Raw genomic sequence first — 16441 nt, 5'->3', positions numbered from 1 at the left:
CCTATTTGCCGGGCGCTGCGGTTGCGGCGCGGGCGAGGTTGGCCTCGTATTGATATTTGCCGGACTGATATTGCTTCGGCCATGGTATCGCAGTCAGGCCGATCTTTGCCGCTTCATGCAACGACCATGCGGGGTCGGCAAGATGCGGGCGGGCAACGGCGCACAGATCGGCGCGACCGGCGGCGATGATGGAGTTGGCATGATCGGCCTCCGAGATTGCGCCGACGGCGATCGTCGGGATGCCGATCTCATTGCGAATCTTGTCGGAGAACGGGGTCTGGAACAGGCGGCCATAGACCGGCTGCTCTTCCTTGGACACCTGGCCCGACGAACAATCGATCAGATCGGCGCCCGCATCCTTGAACATCTGCGCGAAGATCGCCGCATCCTCCGGCGTGTTGCCGCCGTCCGTCCAGTCATGGCAGGAAAGCCGTACCGACATCGGCTTGTCCTCGGGCCAGACGGCGCGCATTGCGCGAAAGACCTCAAGCGGGTAGCGAGCGCGATTTTCGTGGCTGCCGCCATACTCGTCGTCGCGTAGGTTGGTGACCGGCGAGAGGAAGCTCGACAACAGATAGCCGTGGGCGCAGTGCAGCTCGAGCCAGTCGGCGCCCGTCGTAGCCGCGAGTTTCGCCGCACGGACATGATCTGCCTTGACGCGATCCATATCGGCGCGATCCATCGCCTTCGGGACCTGGCTATTCTTGAGATAAGGCACGGCGGAGGCCGAGATCAGCGGCCAGCCGCCGTCGCTGACGGGCTGGTCGATGCCGTCCCAGGCAAGCTTGGTCGAACCCTTGCGACCGGCATGGCCGATCTGGATTCCGACCTTGGCAGGGCTGTTGGTGTGTATGAAATCGACCAGCCGGCGCCATTGCGCGGCCTGCTCTTCGTTCCAGAGGCCGAGGCAACCGGGCGTGATGCGGGCGTCGGGTGAGACGCAGGTCATTTCCGCGAACACCAAGCCGGCACCGCCAAGCGCCCGCGAGCCGAGGTGGACGATATGAAAGTCGTTCAGCAATCCATCCTGTGCCGAGTACATGGCCATCGGCGAGACAACGATGCGATTGACCAGCGTGGTTCCACGCAGCTGATAAGGCGTGAACATCGGTGGCAGGCACCTGTCATTTCCGACAGCGATGCCCGATTTCTTCGCAAACCAGCGCTCGTAGCCTTCGAGCCAGGTCTTGTCGCGCAGGCGCAGGTTCTCGTGGCTGATGCGCTGCGAGCGGGTCAGCATGGAATACATGAACTGCTCCGGCTCAAGCGTATCGGCGTAGCGGCGACCCACCACCTCGAACCATTCCATGGCGTTGCGCGCCGCATTCTGGATGCGCGCCACGTCGACGCGGCGGATCTCCTCGTAGGTTTCGAGGACCGCCGGGATCTGCTCCTTGCTGTGACCGTGAATCTGGAACTGTCTCGTCAGCTCGATCGCGTCGTCGATCGCGAGCTTGGTGCCGGAGCCGATGGCGAAATGCGCGGTGTGGGCCGCGTCGCCCATCAGCACGACATTCGAGTTGCCGTTGAAATGGCTCCACTTGCCGCAGATCAGGCGATTGAAGTTCAGCCAGGCAGAGCCCCGCAGATGGCGCGAATTCGTCATTAGCGACGCGCCTTCCAGCACCTCCGAGAACAGGTTCTCGCAAAACGCGATGGAGCTGTCCTGATCCATCCTATCGAGACCGTGCGCCAGATAGGCTTCGTCGGTCGTCTCGATAATGAAGGTCGAGGTCTTGTCGTCGAACTTGTAGATATGCGCCTGGAACCAGCCATGGTCCGTCTTGCGGAAGTCGAAGGTGAAGGCGTCGTAGAGTTTGTCGGTGCCGAGCCAGATGTAGCGGTTCGGCCGCGTGATCATGTCGGGCTGGAACACTTCCGGATAGTGGTTGCGGATCTTCGAATTCAGCCCGTCGGAACCGATCACCAGATCGGCATCCGGGAAGTCGAGATCGGAGCTGACGTCGGTTTCGAAGATCAGTTCGACGCCGAGTTCCTCGCAGCGCTTCTGAAGGATGTTGAGCAGCTTCTTACGGCCGATGCCGACGAAGCCATGGCCCGAAGTGCGCTGGCGGGTGTTCTTGAACCAGACCTCGATATCGTCCCAGTGATTGAAGGCGTCCTGGATTTCAGCCGCGCTTTCCGGATCCCATTCCTGCATCGCAGCCATGGTTGCATCGGAGAAGACGACGCCCCAGCCGAAGGTGTCGTAGGGGCGGTTGCGCTCGACGACGCGGATGGAATGCTCCGGATGAAGCTTCTTCATCAAAAGCCCGAAATAGAGCCCCGCGGGGCCTCCCCCGATACAGACGATGCGCATCTTCATTCCTTCCCACTCACGCCGTGCCATGTGAGTTATTTGAAGTTTAAAATATATCGACGCAAAGCGAGGCGTCAAGCTTTAAATCCACTATGTTCTTGTAGGCGGTCGGCTCGTGGCTATTGTTACAGGGCGAGACATCCGCGCGTCGTTGCTGATTGCCGCCGCCCACCGCCGCTCGAATCCTTGAGTTGCCGAACCGTTACACCTCGGCGACCCGGTTCAGCCAGCCGGGTTCGATGCGCGGCAGAGGGATGGCATCCAGCAAGGCGCGGGTGTAGGCGTGCTCGGGTGCCGAGAAGACGCGATCGCAGGATCCTTGCTCGACCACGCGACCGTCGCACATCACATAGACCCTGTCACAGACCGCGCGGATCACCGACAGATCGTGGCTGATGAATGCCATGGACAGGCCGAGATCCCGCGAGAGTTCCTTCATCAGGTTGAGGACCTGTGCCTGCGTCGAGACATCGAGTCCCGAAACGATCTCGTCGGCCAGCACGAAGTCCGGTTCAAGCAGTGCAGCGCGGGCAATGCCGACGCGCTGGCGCTGGCCGCCCGACAGCTCATGCGGATTGCGGTCGAGGCAGGCGGTCGGCAACATGAAGCGCTCGAAGATCGCGGCGACCCGCCGTTCGGCGGCTTTCGCGTCGTCTGCCAGATGGTGCAGCAGCAGTGGCTCGACGAGAATGCGCCGGATCGTGTGGCGCGGATTGAGCGATGCCATCGGATCCTGAAAGATCATCTGCATGCGGCTGCGCAGCGGCCGAAGCGCAGCGTCAGGCATCCGGGTGATGTCAATCCCGTCGAAATGAATGGTGCCGGCCGAGACGTTGATGAGCCGCAAAAGGCTGCGTCCCAGCGTTGTCTTGCCGGAGCCGGATTCACCAACGATGCCGATCGTTTCACCGCGCCTGATGCCAATGTCGACGCCATGCAGCACCTTGCGGCCGCCACCGGGTTTGCCCAGCAGCCCGCGGGTCGCGCCATAGGTGACTTCGATGCCGGATGCCGTCAGCAGTACGTCAGACATGGGGCCTCGTATCTGTTCCGATTTCCCGCCGCAACTGGTCGAATACGGCCTGCGGAACAGGCGTCAGCCCGGCGTCCGGCCGATCATAGCGCGGGCTCGCCGCAAGAAGAGCCTTCGTATAGGCATGAACCGGGCGGTCGAGCACATCGGCCGTCGACCCGGCCTCGATGACCTTGCCAGCATAGAGCAGGGTCACATGATCGCAGATCTGCGCGACGACGCCGAGGTCGTGCGTCACGAAGATGACAGCCGTCCCGTGCTTGTCCTGCATTCCGCGGATCAGACGCAGGATCTGCTTCTGCACGGTCACATCGAGTGCCGTCGTCGGTTCGTCGGCAACGACGAGCTTGGGTTCGAGCGCAAAGGCGGCGGCAATCAGCACGCGCTGGCGCATGCCCCCGGAAAGCTCATGCGGATAGGCCTTGAGTACACGCTCGGGATCGCTGATATGCACCTCCTCCAGGAGCGCAATCGCACGTGCATGCGCTTGCCGCCCAGACATCCCCCGCGCCATTCTGAGGCCGTCGGTCAGCTGCGCCTCAATACGCCGGCCCGGATTGAGCGCTGTTTGCGGATCCTGCGGAATGAGCGCGATCTCGCTTCCCATGATCCGCCGCAAGGCCTTTGGAGGAAGGGTCAACAGATCGCGACCCTCGAACAGAACGGAGCCGCCAGTGACACGAACGGTGCGCGGCAGGATGCCGAGCAAGGCCTTTGCAATGGTTGATTTGCCGGCGCCGCTTTCGCCGACGAGACCCAGCACTTCGCCGCGCGCCAGCCTCAGCGATACGTCCCTGAGGATGGGAGCACCATCGTCGCGATCGGAAACAGCCGCCAGCCCGGTTATGGAGAGGAGAGGACCGGTGCTCATCGGCGCATCACCGGATCAAGGGCTCGGCGCAGGCCGTCGCCCAATTGATTGAACGCAAGGACCGTGGCGAACAGTGCGACCAGAGGCGCGACCATGACCCACCAGCCCTGATAGATCATCTGCCGGCCGGCTGCGATCATGCCACCCCAGGTCGGTGTGTCCGAAGAGACGGAAAGACCGACGAAGGACAGGATTGCCTCGACGATCACCGCAATGCCCATTTCCAGGCTGACGAGCGCGATAAGGACAGGCGCGACATTGGGCAATATCTCGGAGAAGAGGATGCGAGCACGCGGAAAGCCGATGGTTTGCGCGGCGGTCACATAGTCCATCTGCGCCTGAGCTTTCGTCTCGGATCGGACAACGCGACAGAACCGCGTCCAATCGATGATGACGATGGCGGCAATGACCGAGTGAACGCCGGCGCCGAAAACAGCGACGAGAAGGATTGACAGCAGGACCGGCGGGAACGCCATCCATATGTCGACGAGGCGCGAAATGACCCGGTCCGCCCAGCCGCCGTACCAGCCGGCGACAAGGCCTAGAAAGGTACCGATCACCGCCGCGAGCGTTGCTGCGACGAAGGCAACGAGCAGCGCGATGCGGGTGCCGAAGATCAGACGCGAGAGCACGTCGCGGCCGAGATCGTCGGTGCCGAGATAATAACCGGGCTCGGCCCCGTCGATCCAGGCGGGCGGCAGGGTGCCGAGCATCAGATCCTGTTCGAGCGGATCTTTTGGCGCGATCCAGGGCGAGAAGATTGCAAGGACGATGAGAATGAGGATGAAGGCGCCGCCGAGGACGACCTTTGGCTGGGCCAGAAGAGCGCGGAGCCGCCACTGGGCTGCCGTTGGATGGACCGGGTGAGACACGATATCAACCATGGCGCAGCCTCGGATTGAACGCGGCGACGAGCAGGTCGACAAGCAGGTTGACCAGAATGAACAGCACCCCGAACACCAGCACCAGCCCTTGGATCAAGGGCAGGTCGCGGTTGATGACGGCGTCGATCGCCATGTTGCCGATGCCGGGATAGGAGAAGATGCGCTCGACGATGACGGTGCCGCCGATGAGAAAGGTGAATTGGACGCCGGTCAGTGCAATGGTCGGGCCGATTGCATTGCGCAGCGCCTCCTGCAGTACAAGACGAAGCTCCGACATGCCTTTCAGCCGTGCGAGCAGGATGTAGTCCTGGACCATCGCTTCGGACAATGCCGCCTTGAGGACGCGGGCTATGATCGCGGCAAGCGGCAGCCCAAGCGCCAGAACCGGCATCACCATGTGCGCGACGACATCGCCGAACACCGCAAACCGCAGCCGGACCAGGCTTTCGATGAGATAGAACGGTGTGGCGAACTGCATGTCGATCGTCGGGTCGATGCGGCCGGAAAGCGGAAACAGCGGATAGAAGACGCCGAGCACCAGGACGAGGGCCAGGGCCCAGACGAAGTCCGGAACGGCCAGAAAGAGACCGTTCAGGGCGTCGATGATTGGTTCGAATGGGCCGTGCCGCAGCAAGGTGCCGACGACCGCGATCGCCGCCCCCAATCCGACCGCCACGAAAAGGGCCGCAATGGCGAGCTCAAGCGTTGCCGGCAGGCGCTCGCCAAGCAGGTCGAGTACGCTGCGTTTGAGGGATATCGAGGTGCCGAAGTCACCAGCCATCATGGCCTTCAGCCATAGGTCGAACTGTACCGGCAGACTCGCGTCAAGACCATAATGTGCGCGTAAGGCGGCAACATCCGCGTCGCTCGCACCCGGCGAAATCATCATGGCGATCGGATCCCCAGGGACGACACGCAACAGGACGAACACGATCAGGGCGACGCCGAACAAAGTGACGGCGGCCATGACGACGCGATTGAAGATAGAAAGCGCTATCATCAGCTCATATTTCTCGCAGGACGTTGAGTTGCCGCGAGGTTGCGGCAGCAGCGCCTGCAAAGGATGCCATTTCGGAATGCGGACGGGCCTTTCAACCCGCCCGGAGCCGGATTCATCATCCGGTTGGAAGCAGGTTTACGCCTTGGCGACCAGTATCGGCTGCAAGGCGCCCGAAACGTTCGGGGTCACCTTGAGGCTCGACTTGTAAACGATCGGCTGGGCGTATTGCAGAAGCGGGATCACGTAGCCCTCTTCGGCAATATACTTGCTGACGGCCTTCCAACCCGCAATTCGCTTTGCCTCGTCCTTTTCGCCCCAGAGCGGTCCGATCATGTTGTCGAGATCGTCGGTGTTCCAGACCGAATGCGGCGAGGGGCCAAACATTGCAAAGCCCGTCGATGTGGTCGGATCGCCGATCGCGTTGCCCCAGTTGTAGAAGGCGGCCGGCGCCAGAGTGTCGGCAGCGCGCAGCTCGTAGTGCTTGGCGATTTCGTAAACCTCGATATCCGCCTCGATGCCGACCTTGCGCCACATGCCGACGATCGCCTGGATCATCTCGTAATCCTTGGGCTTGAAGCCTCGCGTCGTCTGGATCTTGAACTTGGCCGGCTTTGCCGACGAGTAACCGGACGCGGCGAGCAGCTTCTTCGCCTTCTCAGCATCGAAGCCGACGACGATCGACGGATCAAAGGCGTCGTACTCCGGTGCCTCCAGCGTGTCGATCGGCACACCGTAGCCGCGCAGCAGGCGGCCAACGATCGCCTTCTTGTCGATCGCGTGGTGAGCCGCCAGACGCACGTTCTTGTCCAGCATCACGTCGATGTTGTTGATGAATATCATGCCGATATCTGAGATCGGTGTTGCGACGCCGGCAAGTCCAGACTTCTTCTTCAGGCGATCGAAATCCTCGTAGGGAATCTCGAGCGTGAGGTCGGAAGATCCGGATTCGATTTCAGCAACGCGGCTTGTCGTATCGGGCACGAACTTGAAGACGACCGTGTCGAAGGCCGGCTTGCCGCCGAAGTAGTTCGGGTTTGCCTTGAGGCGCAGGAAGGCGTTGCCCTCATAGGCATCGACCATGTAGGGGCCGGTGCCGATCGGCTTCTTCTCGAAGCCTTCGGCCCCGACCTTCTCATAATAGGCTTTGGGCAGGACGTAGCCGGTAAGAAACGCCATCCACTTGAAGTAGGTCGGCTCGAAGCGCAGCACATCGCCGGTGATGCGCTTGCCGTCAATCTTGTAATTGCCGGCCGTCGACCAGATGAAGGAGATCGGATTGCCACCCTTCTGGTCAGCCGCACGCGTCAGCGACCAGACGACGTCTTCCGGGGTAAACGGCGAGCCATCGTGCCAGGTAACGCCTTCGCGGACATCCATCCAGACCTTGGTTTTGTCCTCGTTCCAGCCCCAGTCCGTCAGCAGGCCAGGTTGAAACTTCAGGTCCGGCCCTTGGCCGATGTATTGGTCAAAGATCGACCGATAAATGGCCTGGATGCTCGGATTGACCGCCGATGGGCCGGTCGTGGGATCGAAGGATGGCAGGTTGACGTTGAAGGCTATCGTCAGCGTGCCGTTTTCGGCAGCAGAGACGATATTTCGACCTGCGAGAATCCCAGTAATGAAAGTTGCTGCGCCGAGGCTCAATGCCTCGCGCCGAGTAAGTGTCGTCATAGTTTTCCGTTCCCCTGTTAGCGGAAGGAGGCTTTGCACCGGCCTCGGCTGCCGCTGGCAATTTATTATCGGAATGTTTCAACCTTAAAATAAGTAATGCGAACCGGCAAGCATTTTGCTGAAGCTTGGACAATCCCTCAATCATATGCTGTAGCATATATTGATGGGCGCTACTCATTGGGTGCGTCGGCGCGAGCCTACAAAGGTGTCAGCTGGGCAAGCATTTGCTGATTGACAGTGCTGCGTCAGCCGAAATATGCTTTTGCAAATGAATATAAAAGCAGTCCGCATGGACGGAGGGGAATGCCATGGCCGAACGCTCGTTTGCGCGTGAAGTCGAGGATCTGAAGCGGGGGGAAGGAGAAATCTTCCGCGGCGAAGGCATCCTCGCAATCACCAAAGCCCTCCTGCAATCCGGTGTATCCTATGTCGGCGGCTATCAGGGATCGCCCATCTCGCATTTGATGGACGTGCTTGCCGATGCCAAGGACGTGATGGAGGATCTGGGCGTTCATTTTGAGACTTCGGCGTCTGAAGCGGCCGCCGCCGCCATGCTTTCCGCTTCGGTGATGTATCCGCTGCGCGGAGCGGTCACCTGGAAGTCGACGGCCGGAACGAACGTTGCCTCGGATGCGCTTTCCAATCTCTCCTCCGGCGGCGTGACGGGCGGCGCTCTCATCATCATCGGCGAGGACTATGGCGAAGGCTCCTCGATCATGCAGGAGCGCAGCCATGCCTATGCGATGAAGTCGCAACTGTGGCTCCTCAATCCGCGGCCGAATCTGCCCTCGATCGTGGACGCCGTGGAAACCGGCTTCGAACTGTCGGAAGCCTCCAATACGCCCGTCATGCTGCAGGTCGGCATCCGCAGCTGTCACATGCATGGGCAGTTCGAGGCCAAGAACAACAAGCGCCCCGAATTCACGTTGAAGCAGGCGCTCGAAAATCCGGTGCGCGACGTCAACCGTATCGTTCTGCCGCCGGCCTCCTTCCTGCACGAGAAGGAGAAGCTGGAGAAGCGCTGGCCGGCCGCCGTCGAGTTCATCAAGAGCCGTAAGCTCAATGAATATTTCGGCCCGTCGGAGGGCGAGGTCGGTATCATCCTGCTTGGCGGCGCCTACAACGGCGTCATGCGCGCGCTTCAGCAGCTCGGCCTTGCCGACGTCTACGGCAATTCCTCCATTCCGCTCTACGTGCTGAACGTTGCCTATCCGCTGATCGACGACCAGGTGGCCGAGTTCTGTGCGGGCAAGAAGGCGGTGCTGATGGTCGAGGAGGGCGCGCCCGAATATATCGAGCAGTCGCTCAACACCATCCTGCGCCGCCGCGACATCCAGACGAAGGTGTCGGGCAAGGACGTGCTGCCGATGGGCGGCGAGTACACGGCACCGGTGCTGGTCAAGGGCATCAAGACCTTCATCGAGATGCATCAGCGCCTCCTGCTCGGCAACCAGCCGCCCATCCCCGATCCGACGCCTGTTCTCAACGATCCGAAGGTCAAGGCCCTTGCCGAAGTCGTGCCGCCACGTCCGGCGGGCTTCTGCACCGGCTGTCCCGAGCGGCCGATCTTCGCGGCCATGAAGCTGGTCGAAAAGGAGCTGGGCGAACACCACGTCTCGGCCGACATAGGCTGTCATCTGTTCTCGATCCTGCCCCCCTTCAACATCGGCGGTACGACGATGGGCTATGGGCTCGGTCCGGCCTCGGCTTCCGCCTTCAACGTGGAAGCGGACAAGCGTTCCATTTCGGTCATGGGCGACGGCGGCTTCTGGCACAATGGCCTTGCGACCTCGGTCGGCAACGCCGTCTTCAACAAGCAGGACGGCGTCATTCTCGTCGTGGACAACTATTATTCTGCTGCAACCGGCGGACAGGACATCATGTCGTCGCGTGCGCTGAACCCGCGGCGCAAGACCAATAATTCCATCGTCAACGCGGTGAAGGGGATTGGCGCAACCTGGGTACGCCAGATCGACCGCACCTACGACGTCGCCAAGATACGGGACACGTTGCGCGAGGCGCTGACGACGAAGGAGCCAGGCCCGAAGATCATCGTCGCCTCGTCGGAATGCATGCTCAACAAGCAGCGCCGCGTGAAGCCGCAATTCGCCAAGGCGGTGAAGGACGGCAAGCGCATGGTCAAGGAGCGCTTCGGCGTCGACGAGGATGTGTGTACCGGCGATCACGCCTGTATCCGGCTTTCCGGTTGTCCGTCGCTGTCGGTCAAGCATACTGATGATCCGCTGAAGGACGATCCGGTCGCGGCGGTCGACAACACGTGCGTCGGCTGCGGCAATTGCGGCGAGGTGGCGGAAGCGGCCGTCCTCTGTCCGTCGTTCTATCGCGCCGATGTCATTCATAACCCGACGGGCTGGGATCGCTTTGTCGCACGCATGCGCAGCCGCGTCATCGGCTGGCTGCAGGCGCGCCGCCAGGCAAGCCGCATCGTCTTCGCCGATTGAGGAGCGCGACTGTGAACGAACAAGTGAGCCTCAACGAGCGTCTTTCGACCGACAAGCCTATTTCCGTCGCTATCCTCGCCATGGGCGGGCAGGGCGGCGGCGTGCTTGCAGACTGGATCGTGGCGCTTGCGGAAGAGCAGGGTTGGATGGCGCAGACGACGTCGGTCCCCGGAGTGGCTCAGCGCACCGGCGCCACCATCTACTATCTGGAAATGCTGCCGGCCCGCGACGGCCACGCACCGATCTTCTCGCTGATGCCGACGCCGGGTGATGTCGACATCGTGCTTGCCGCCGAACTGATGGAAGCCGGCCGTTCGGTGCTGCGCGGGCTCGTCACTCCGGACAAGACGACGCTGATCGCCTCCACGCATAGATCGTTTGCGGTCGGCGAAAAGGAAAAGCCCGGCGACGGCACGGCCAATCCTGTTGTCGTCACCGATGCCACCGATTTCGCCGCCAAGCGCATCATCGCTTTCGACATGGAGACGCTGGCGACCAGCAATGGCAGCGTGATTTCCGCCTCGATGTTCGGGGCGCTCGCCGGATCCGGTGCATTGCCTTTCGGCAAGGAGGCTTTCGAAGCGACCATCCGCGCCGGCGGCAAGGGGATCGAGGCCAGCCTGAAGGCCTTCAACGCGGCCTTCGAATGCACCTCCGGCAAGCCCAACGATGCCGTATCCGCAACGCCGCACAAGCGTCTGGACGCGCTGCCGGAAACGGCGGGGCATCCGGATCTCGACCGGCTGGTCAACCGCATTCGCGCCGAGTTTCCGGAACAGGCAAGGCCGCTGCTCTTTGCCGGCGTCAAAAAGCTCACCGATTTCCAGGATCCCGCCTATGCCGGCGAATATCTGGATCGCGTTGCCGCATTGCGCGCGCTCGACCGTAAGGCGGGCGGCGAGGCAAAGGGTTTCGCCTTTACCACGCAGGCGGCGAAGTACGTGGCTGTCGCCATGGCCTATGACGACGTCATTCGCGTTGCCGACCTCAAGGTTCGCGGTTCGCGTTTCGAGCGCGTGCGCAAGGAAGTCGGCGTCAGATCGGACCAGATCCTCTACATGACGGAATACATGCATCCGCGCATGGAGGAAATCTGCGGCACGCTGCCGAAGGCGTGGGGCCTGTGGATCGAAAAGCGGCCGTCGCTGTTCAACCGGCTCGACCGCATGGTCAACAAAGGGCGGCGCGTGAAGACCGGCACGCTCTTCTGGTTTCTCAGCCTCTACGCGGTTTCGGCGCTGCGGAAGACGCGTCGCGGTACGCTGCGTCACATGCGCGAGACGGAGCACCGCGAAGCCTGGCTCGCGGCCGCAACCGGTCTCCTCGCCACCAACTACGCTCTTGCCGTCGAGGTGCTGAACAATCGCCGGCTGGTGAAGGGGTATTCCGATACGCATGCTCGCGGGCTGTCGAAATTCGACCGCGTCATGTCGGCGCTCACGATGCTGCGCGATCGCGAGGACGGCGAAGCCTGGATGCGGCGGCTGCGACAGGCAGCACTGCTCGATGAGAGCGGCATTGCGCTCGACGGTGCATTGAAGACGGTGGCGACGCTCTGAACCCTTTCTGCCTCGGTCTCACGCGGGCTTCTAGGTAAATAGTTTAAGCCTAAAATTATTGCTTTAAGCTTAAAATTAATATATTCATACCGCCGCGGTCGCGCCTTTGAGCTGCGTCCGGCGCCGGTTCATGCATGGGAGCGGAATCCGGTTTTTCAAAAAGGGGAGGTTGCATGGATAGTCTCAAGGGAGTAGGCGCCGGAGCGAAAGCCCATGGCGCAAAAGAGATTTCTCCTGGCAAAAGTCTGCTCGTGGTCCTGCTCTGCTGGATCGCGATCTTTGCAGAAGGGTATGACGTCGGCGTTCTCGGGGCCATTCTGCCGTCGCTGGCAGCCGACACCGCCTGGAATCTTACGCCGATACAGCTCGGCGCGATGGGCAGCTACACGCTGTTCGGCATGCTGATCGGCGGGATCGTCATTTCAACTCTCAGCGACGTATATGGCCGCAAACCGATGTTCCTGATGTGCCTGACACTGTTTGCCGCTTGCATGATGGTGACCGCCTGGTCGCCGACGCCAGCCTGGTTTGCGGTCAGCCGCTTCGTCGCCGGTCTCGGGCTTGGCGGGATCATCCCGGTGGCGGCCGCACTCACCGTCGAATACTCGCCGTCGAGCCGAAAGAGCCTCAACTACGGCATCATGTATTCCGGCTATTCGCTGGGTATCCTCGCCGCTGCTCTCGTCGGTCGCGAGCTGGTGGCCGATCACGGCTGGCGCGCCGTCGTGCTGGTCGGTGCCGCGCCGCTCGTCTTCGTGCCGCTTCTCGCCTGGCTACTGCCGGAATCCCTGGATTACCTCGTCGGTCAGAAGCGCAATGAAGCCGCGCGCAAGCTTGCCGCGCGCCTGGGCGTCGAAGTACCGGCGACCGTGCAGAAGCCGGGGGCCAAGACCGGCTGGCGGGAAGTTCTCGGCGAGATCTTCGCGCCGCGCAACGCCTTCATGACCATCTGCTTCTGGGTGGCGCTGTTCTCCGGTCTTCTCTTGGTCTACGGCCTCGCACAGTGGCTGCCGCAGATCATGCGCAAGAGCGGTTACGATCTCGGTGATGCCTTGCTGTTCCTGGCCGTTTTCAGCTTTACGTCGGCGATCGGCGGCATCGTGCTCGGGAAGTGGGCTGACCGCTTCGGTCCGCGGCGTACCGTCGCGCTGGCCTACATTGCCGGGGCTTTCGGTATCGCCGCCATGGCCTTCCAGAGCTCGATCTGGCTGAACTATACCTTCGTCGCCATCGCCGGTTTCGGCACGGTGTCGGCATCGCTGGTTCTGACCGGCTATCTCGCCTCGCATCTGAAGCCTTTCGTCCGCGCGGCGGGCACGGGCTGGGCCTTGAGCTTTGCCCGTATCGGCGCGCTCAGTGGACCGTTGCTCGGCGGCTATATCGCCAGCCTCAACGTCGGGCCTCAGTGGAACTTCTATGTCTTTGCCGGCGTAGCACTGGTCGCGGCACTAGCTACGCTCCTCATTCCTGCCAAAAGGGCGGACTGATCGAAAAACGAGCTCAGCTCGCCACAGGTCACGCATTTGGAAAGCCGCGCGTCGAAAGATGCGCGGTTTTCACTTTGAGCCGGCTGCCGCATTCGGCCCGTTACGGTTGTAGCGCCTGCCGGCGGGACGGCCGTCAGATCTCGTGCTTGCGGATATTGTGCAGCACCTTGTGCAGCGTCGAGATGAACACGCGATATTCGCTTTCGTCGACGCCATCGAACATCTGCAGGAAGAGGTCGTACATCGTCGGCCAGATCTTCTCAAAGACAGCACGGCCTTCCTCGGTGATAGACACGTCGCGGACGCGCATGTCCTCGGGCCGCGGCTGGCGGCGGATGTAGCCCTGCTCTTCGAGCGAATCCAGGGTGCGGCTCATCGTCGACTGTTCGGTAACGGCAAAGATGGAGAGTTCGTTGATGGTGACGGAGGTGGATACGGCCAAGACCGCCAGCGCCCTCATCTTGGCGGTGGTGATATCATGCTGCTTGAGCTCCTCGGCCATGTTGGCATTCCAGCGAGTCATGATCCGGTTCATGAGGTAGGGGGCGAAATGGTTGAGCCCGATTTCACCCATGGCCGGCCGTGTTTCGTAGCCGTCCTGCTTGCGTCTCAGTACCGTGCCCGAAAAGCGCTCCGCCATGGTTTCTCCTAGGTTTTCCTTATGTCAGGGAGGATGCGAGAAGGAACCCTGATCCGCCGCTAAGTCCCGGGCCGGGATGGGTCGAGGCGCCGATGTGGTACAGTCCCGAAATGTGGGTGCGGTGGTTAACAGAAGACTTGAAGGGCCGCCACAGGAAAAACTGGTCGATCCCGCAGAAGCCGCCATACGGGTCGCCGCCGACGAGGTTCATGTTCATCGCCTCGAGATCGGCCGGAGAATAGGCGCGGCGCTTGATCTTGATGCTATCGAAATTCTCGATATGGCGCGACAGCAGCGCCTCCACGCGATCGGCGTAGCGCTCGCGCACCGTTTCGTTCCAGCATCCGTCGGCCGGCGTTTCGATTTCGCCGGCGGCATCGCCCTTGAGAAACCGCGGCGCTTCGGGAAGCTGCAACCACAGGATTGATTTACCCTCAGGCGCGCGGCTCGGATCGAAGGAGGCCGGCTGTCCGACGCAGACGGAAGGTTCGGCCGGCAGCAGGCTGCGCTCGCATTCGTTGCTGGCGCGCGACACCCCGTCGAGACCGGTAGTCAGATGCAGGAGGGCAACCTTGGCGAGCTCGGGATTGGCCTTCCAGCGCGGCGGCTCGGAAAGCGCGTAGTGGATCTGCATGTTGCCCTTGCCGTAACGATAGCGGGCAACGCCTTCGTTGACGGTTTCCGGCAAGGGGGTGGGCCAATCTTGTGTCAAACGTCCGTAAAGTTGGTTCGGCGTGGTCGAGCAGATGACGCCGCTCTTGGCGCGCCATGTCTCGCCGTTCGCGAGCCGGACACCGCCTGCGCGATTTCCGGGGCCAGGAACGACGCGCTCGACCTCGGCGCCGGTGCGGATCTCTCCGCCCTGATCGGCGATCAGCCGCTCGAAGGCGGCGGTCAGCGACGCGGCCCCGCCCTTGGCGACCGGGCAGCCGGCAAGTTCGATGGCAAAGCCGATGACCCTCAGCATTTCCGCCGAGTAGGCGCTTTCCGGCCCGAGGCCGCAGTGCAGCACCCAGGGCGCCCAAAGCGCCCGGATGTCGTCCGACTGGTAATTGGTTTCGAGATAGCCGCGGGCGGGCGCCAGCGCCTCGCCGAACCAGGCGGCAAGGTCGCGCAGGCCGCGGCCCCAGCCCTGTTTTGCAATGGTCTTCAGCGTTGTCCCGGACCAGAGCGCGCCGCCGAGCAGAGCAAACAGGAACGGCGCGTCCGCGCCGAGCCTGTCCATGTCGCGCGCATAAGCCTTTCCGTCTTCGGGCGAAAGGGCTTCAAAGGTCGCGATGTTGCGCTTGCGGTCCTTTGAAAAGATGACGTGCGCGCCATCCGGCTTGAGCACGCCAGTCGGCAGGTCGGCATGCGCGAATTCAAGCCCACGTGCCTCCAGATCCTTGCCGAGCGTGCCGTAGGCGGGCGAGGTCAGGAAGAGCACCATGGTCGTCGCCATGACGTCGTGGAGGAAGCCGGGCGCGGTGATCTCTTCCGTGCGCAGGCACCCGCCGACGCGGTCGTTGCGCTCCAGGACAAGGACCTTGCGGCCCTTCTTGCCGAGCATGGCGGCGGCGACCAGCGCGTTGATGCCGCTGCCTACGATAATATAGTCATAATCGCTCATCGGCGGTGGCGTTCCAGTAGTGAATAACCCTTGAAAGCGGACGCGATTGAAGGGACATGCGTAGTCGCGCCAAAAGAAAGGCCGGGGCGCTTCGGCGACCCGGCCTAGTAAGATCACTTAGCGATCAGCGCCAGCGCGCGTACCGGCGAGCCGGTGCCCTTGACGAACTTCAGCGGTGCAGCGATCAGCACGGCGCCCTTGGCGGGCAGCTGGTCGAGGTTGCTGAGGCTGGCAAGGCCGTAGCGATTGTTCTTGTGCATCAGGTTGTGCGCCGGGAAGGGCGGGTTCATGCCCCCGGCCGAACCGGCGTCGGTGCCGATGGTTTCCTGGCCCCAGCCGATGACACCCTTGTCGACCAAATACTGGATCGCCTCGGCGGTCGGGCCGGGCGAGTGCGGCCCGTTTTCGTCGGCGTTGAGGAAGGCTTCGGTCGAGCCGTTGCGCTTGTACCAGTCGGTGCGCAGCAGAACCCAGGTGCCAGCCTCGATCTCGCCGTGCTCGGCTTCCCACTGCTTGATGCTGTCGACAGTCAGGAGATAATCAGCATCGGCCGCGGCTTCCTTGGAGCGGTCGATGACATTGACCGGCGCCACGAAATTCTGCGGCGGGATGGTGTCTGTGGTGTTGTTAGGGTTGTCCTTGCCGGTGATCCAGTGGCAGGGCGCATCGAAATGCGTGCCGGTGTGCTCGCCCAGTTCCAGCCAGTTCCAGGCCCAGAACGGACCGTCCTGATCGTAGTGCGAAATGGTGTGCACCTTGACGGATGGGGTGTTCTTGCCGAACTGCGGCGGCAGGTAGAGCACCGGCGTGTCGGGGCCGAGTGGCGCGGTAAGATCGACGACCTTCACGGCGCCGGAGATGAGTGCGGTTGCGAGGTTGGAAAGAGCGGTAGAAGACATTTTCAG

General features: G+C 62.0%; 12 protein-coding genes. 3 read left to right on the top strand and 9 right to left on the bottom strand.

What is annotated here, in order from left to right:
• Position 1: 1 nt before the first annotated feature.
• The 6 genes from HGP14_RS22180 to HGP14_RS22155 all read right to left on the bottom strand — a co-directional run bounded on the left by HGP14_RS22180 (position 2) and on the right by HGP14_RS22155 (position 7779).
• A complete protein-coding gene (locus HGP14_RS22180; RefSeq protein WP_168832049.1) occupies positions 2 to 2320 on the bottom strand; it encodes a bifunctional salicylyl-CoA 5-hydroxylase/oxidoreductase in 2319 nt (772 codons plus the stop codon).
• Between the two features lie 202 nt (positions 2321 to 2522).
• Positions 2523 to 3353, bottom strand: a complete 831-nt coding sequence (locus tag HGP14_RS22175) for an ATP-binding cassette domain-containing protein (RefSeq protein ID WP_168832048.1) — start codon at positions 3351 to 3353, stop codon at positions 2523 to 2525.
• Positions 3346 to 4224 carry an ABC transporter ATP-binding protein gene (locus HGP14_RS22170; protein ID WP_168832047.1) on the bottom strand — a complete coding sequence of 293 codons (879 nt, stop codon included), beginning with the start codon at positions 4222 to 4224 and terminating at the stop codon, positions 3346 to 3348. Before HGP14_RS22170 ends, HGP14_RS22175 begins: the two co-directional genes overlap by 8 nt.
• Positions 4221 to 5108, bottom strand: coding sequence for an ABC transporter permease (locus HGP14_RS22165; RefSeq protein ID WP_168832046.1), 888 nt, complete (start codon positions 5106 to 5108; stop codon positions 4221 to 4223). Before HGP14_RS22165 ends, HGP14_RS22170 begins: the two co-directional genes overlap by 4 nt.
• Positions 5101 to 6108, bottom strand: a complete 1008-nt coding sequence (locus tag HGP14_RS22160) for an ABC transporter permease (protein ID WP_168832045.1) — start codon at positions 6106 to 6108, stop codon at positions 5101 to 5103. Before HGP14_RS22160 ends, HGP14_RS22165 begins: the two co-directional genes overlap by 8 nt.
• A 135-nt stretch (positions 6109 to 6243) precedes the next feature.
• On the bottom strand, positions 6244 to 7779 hold the full coding sequence (locus HGP14_RS22155; protein ID WP_168832044.1) for an ABC transporter substrate-binding protein: 1536 nt from the start codon (positions 7777 to 7779) through the stop codon (positions 6244 to 6246).
• A gap of 308 nt (positions 7780 to 8087) precedes the next feature.
• On the opposite strand from HGP14_RS22155, the gene HGP14_RS22150 reads away from it, so the two are divergent.
• From HGP14_RS22150 to HGP14_RS22140, 3 genes are all read left to right on the top strand, one after another.
• On the top strand, positions 8088 to 10241 hold the full coding sequence (locus tag HGP14_RS22150; protein WP_168832043.1) for an indolepyruvate ferredoxin oxidoreductase subunit alpha: 2154 nt from the start codon (positions 8088 to 8090) through the stop codon (positions 10239 to 10241).
• Positions 10242 to 10252: 11 nt separating this feature from the next.
• On the top strand, positions 10253 to 11800 hold the full coding sequence (locus tag HGP14_RS22145) for an indolepyruvate oxidoreductase subunit beta family protein (protein WP_168832042.1): 1548 nt from the start codon (positions 10253 to 10255) through the stop codon (positions 11798 to 11800).
• A gap of 173 nt (positions 11801 to 11973) precedes the next feature.
• Positions 11974 to 13287, top strand: coding sequence for an MFS transporter (locus tag HGP14_RS22140; RefSeq protein ID WP_168832041.1), 1314 nt, complete (start codon positions 11974 to 11976; stop codon positions 13285 to 13287).
• A 133-nt stretch (positions 13288 to 13420) separates the two neighbouring features.
• Here the strand turns inward: HGP14_RS22140 and HGP14_RS22135 are convergent, their stop codons facing one another.
• The 3 genes from HGP14_RS22135 to HGP14_RS22125 all read right to left on the bottom strand — a co-directional run bounded on the left by HGP14_RS22135 (position 13421) and on the right by HGP14_RS22125 (position 16435).
• Positions 13421 to 13927, bottom strand: coding sequence for a MarR family winged helix-turn-helix transcriptional regulator (locus HGP14_RS22135; protein ID WP_168832040.1), 507 nt, complete (start codon positions 13925 to 13927; stop codon positions 13421 to 13423).
• Between the two features lie 19 nt (positions 13928 to 13946).
• Entirely contained in the window at positions 13947 to 15536 is a 1590-nt protein-coding gene (locus HGP14_RS22130) for an NAD(P)/FAD-dependent oxidoreductase (RefSeq protein WP_168832039.1), read from the bottom strand.
• A gap of 113 nt (positions 15537 to 15649) precedes the next feature.
• A complete protein-coding gene (locus tag HGP14_RS22125; protein ID WP_168832038.1) occupies positions 15650 to 16435 on the bottom strand; it encodes a cyclase family protein in 786 nt (261 codons plus the stop codon).
• Positions 16436 to 16441 lie beyond the last annotated feature (6 nt).

Origin of the sequence: Rhizobium sp. P32RR-XVIII (assembly GCF_012641395.1) — a bacterium.
Classification (GTDB): domain Bacteria; phylum Pseudomonadota; class Alphaproteobacteria; order Rhizobiales; family Rhizobiaceae; genus Rhizobium.
The sequence above is the reverse complement of the archived record's forward strand: the minus strand, read 5'-3'. Positions and strand labels throughout refer to the sequence as shown.

Coding starts and splice junctions, on each gene's coding strand:
- HGP14_RS22180 (WP_168832049.1), bottom strand. CDS start 2,320: ATGCGCATCGTCTGTATCGGGGGAGGCCCCGCGGGGCTCTATTTCGGG.
- HGP14_RS22175 (WP_168832048.1), bottom strand. CDS start 3,353: ATGTCTGACGTACTGCTGACGGCATCCGGCATCGAAGTCACCTATGGC.
- HGP14_RS22170 (WP_168832047.1), bottom strand. CDS start 4,224: ATGAGCACCGGTCCTCTCCTCTCCATAACCGGGCTGGCGGCTGTTTCC.
- HGP14_RS22165 (WP_168832046.1), bottom strand. CDS start 5,108: ATGGTTGATATCGTGTCTCACCCGGTCCATCCAACGGCAGCCCAGTGG.
- HGP14_RS22160 (WP_168832045.1), bottom strand. CDS start 6,108: ATGATAGCGCTTTCTATCTTCAATCGCGTCGTCATGGCCGCCGTCACT.
- HGP14_RS22155 (WP_168832044.1), bottom strand. CDS start 7,779: ATGACGACACTTACTCGGCGCGAGGCATTGAGCCTCGGCGCAGCAACT.
- HGP14_RS22150 (WP_168832043.1), top strand. CDS start 8,088: ATGGCCGAACGCTCGTTTGCGCGTGAAGTCGAGGATCTGAAGCGGGGG.
- HGP14_RS22140 (WP_168832041.1), top strand. CDS start 11,974: ATGGATAGTCTCAAGGGAGTAGGCGCCGGAGCGAAAGCCCATGGCGCA.
- HGP14_RS22135 (WP_168832040.1), bottom strand. CDS start 13,927: ATGGCGGAGCGCTTTTCGGGCACGGTACTGAGACGCAAGCAGGACGGC.
- HGP14_RS22130 (WP_168832039.1), bottom strand. CDS start 15,536: ATGAGCGATTATGACTATATTATCGTAGGCAGCGGCATCAACGCGCTG.
- HGP14_RS22125 (WP_168832038.1), bottom strand. CDS start 16,435: ATGTCTTCTACCGCTCTTTCCAACCTCGCAACCGCACTCATCTCCGGC.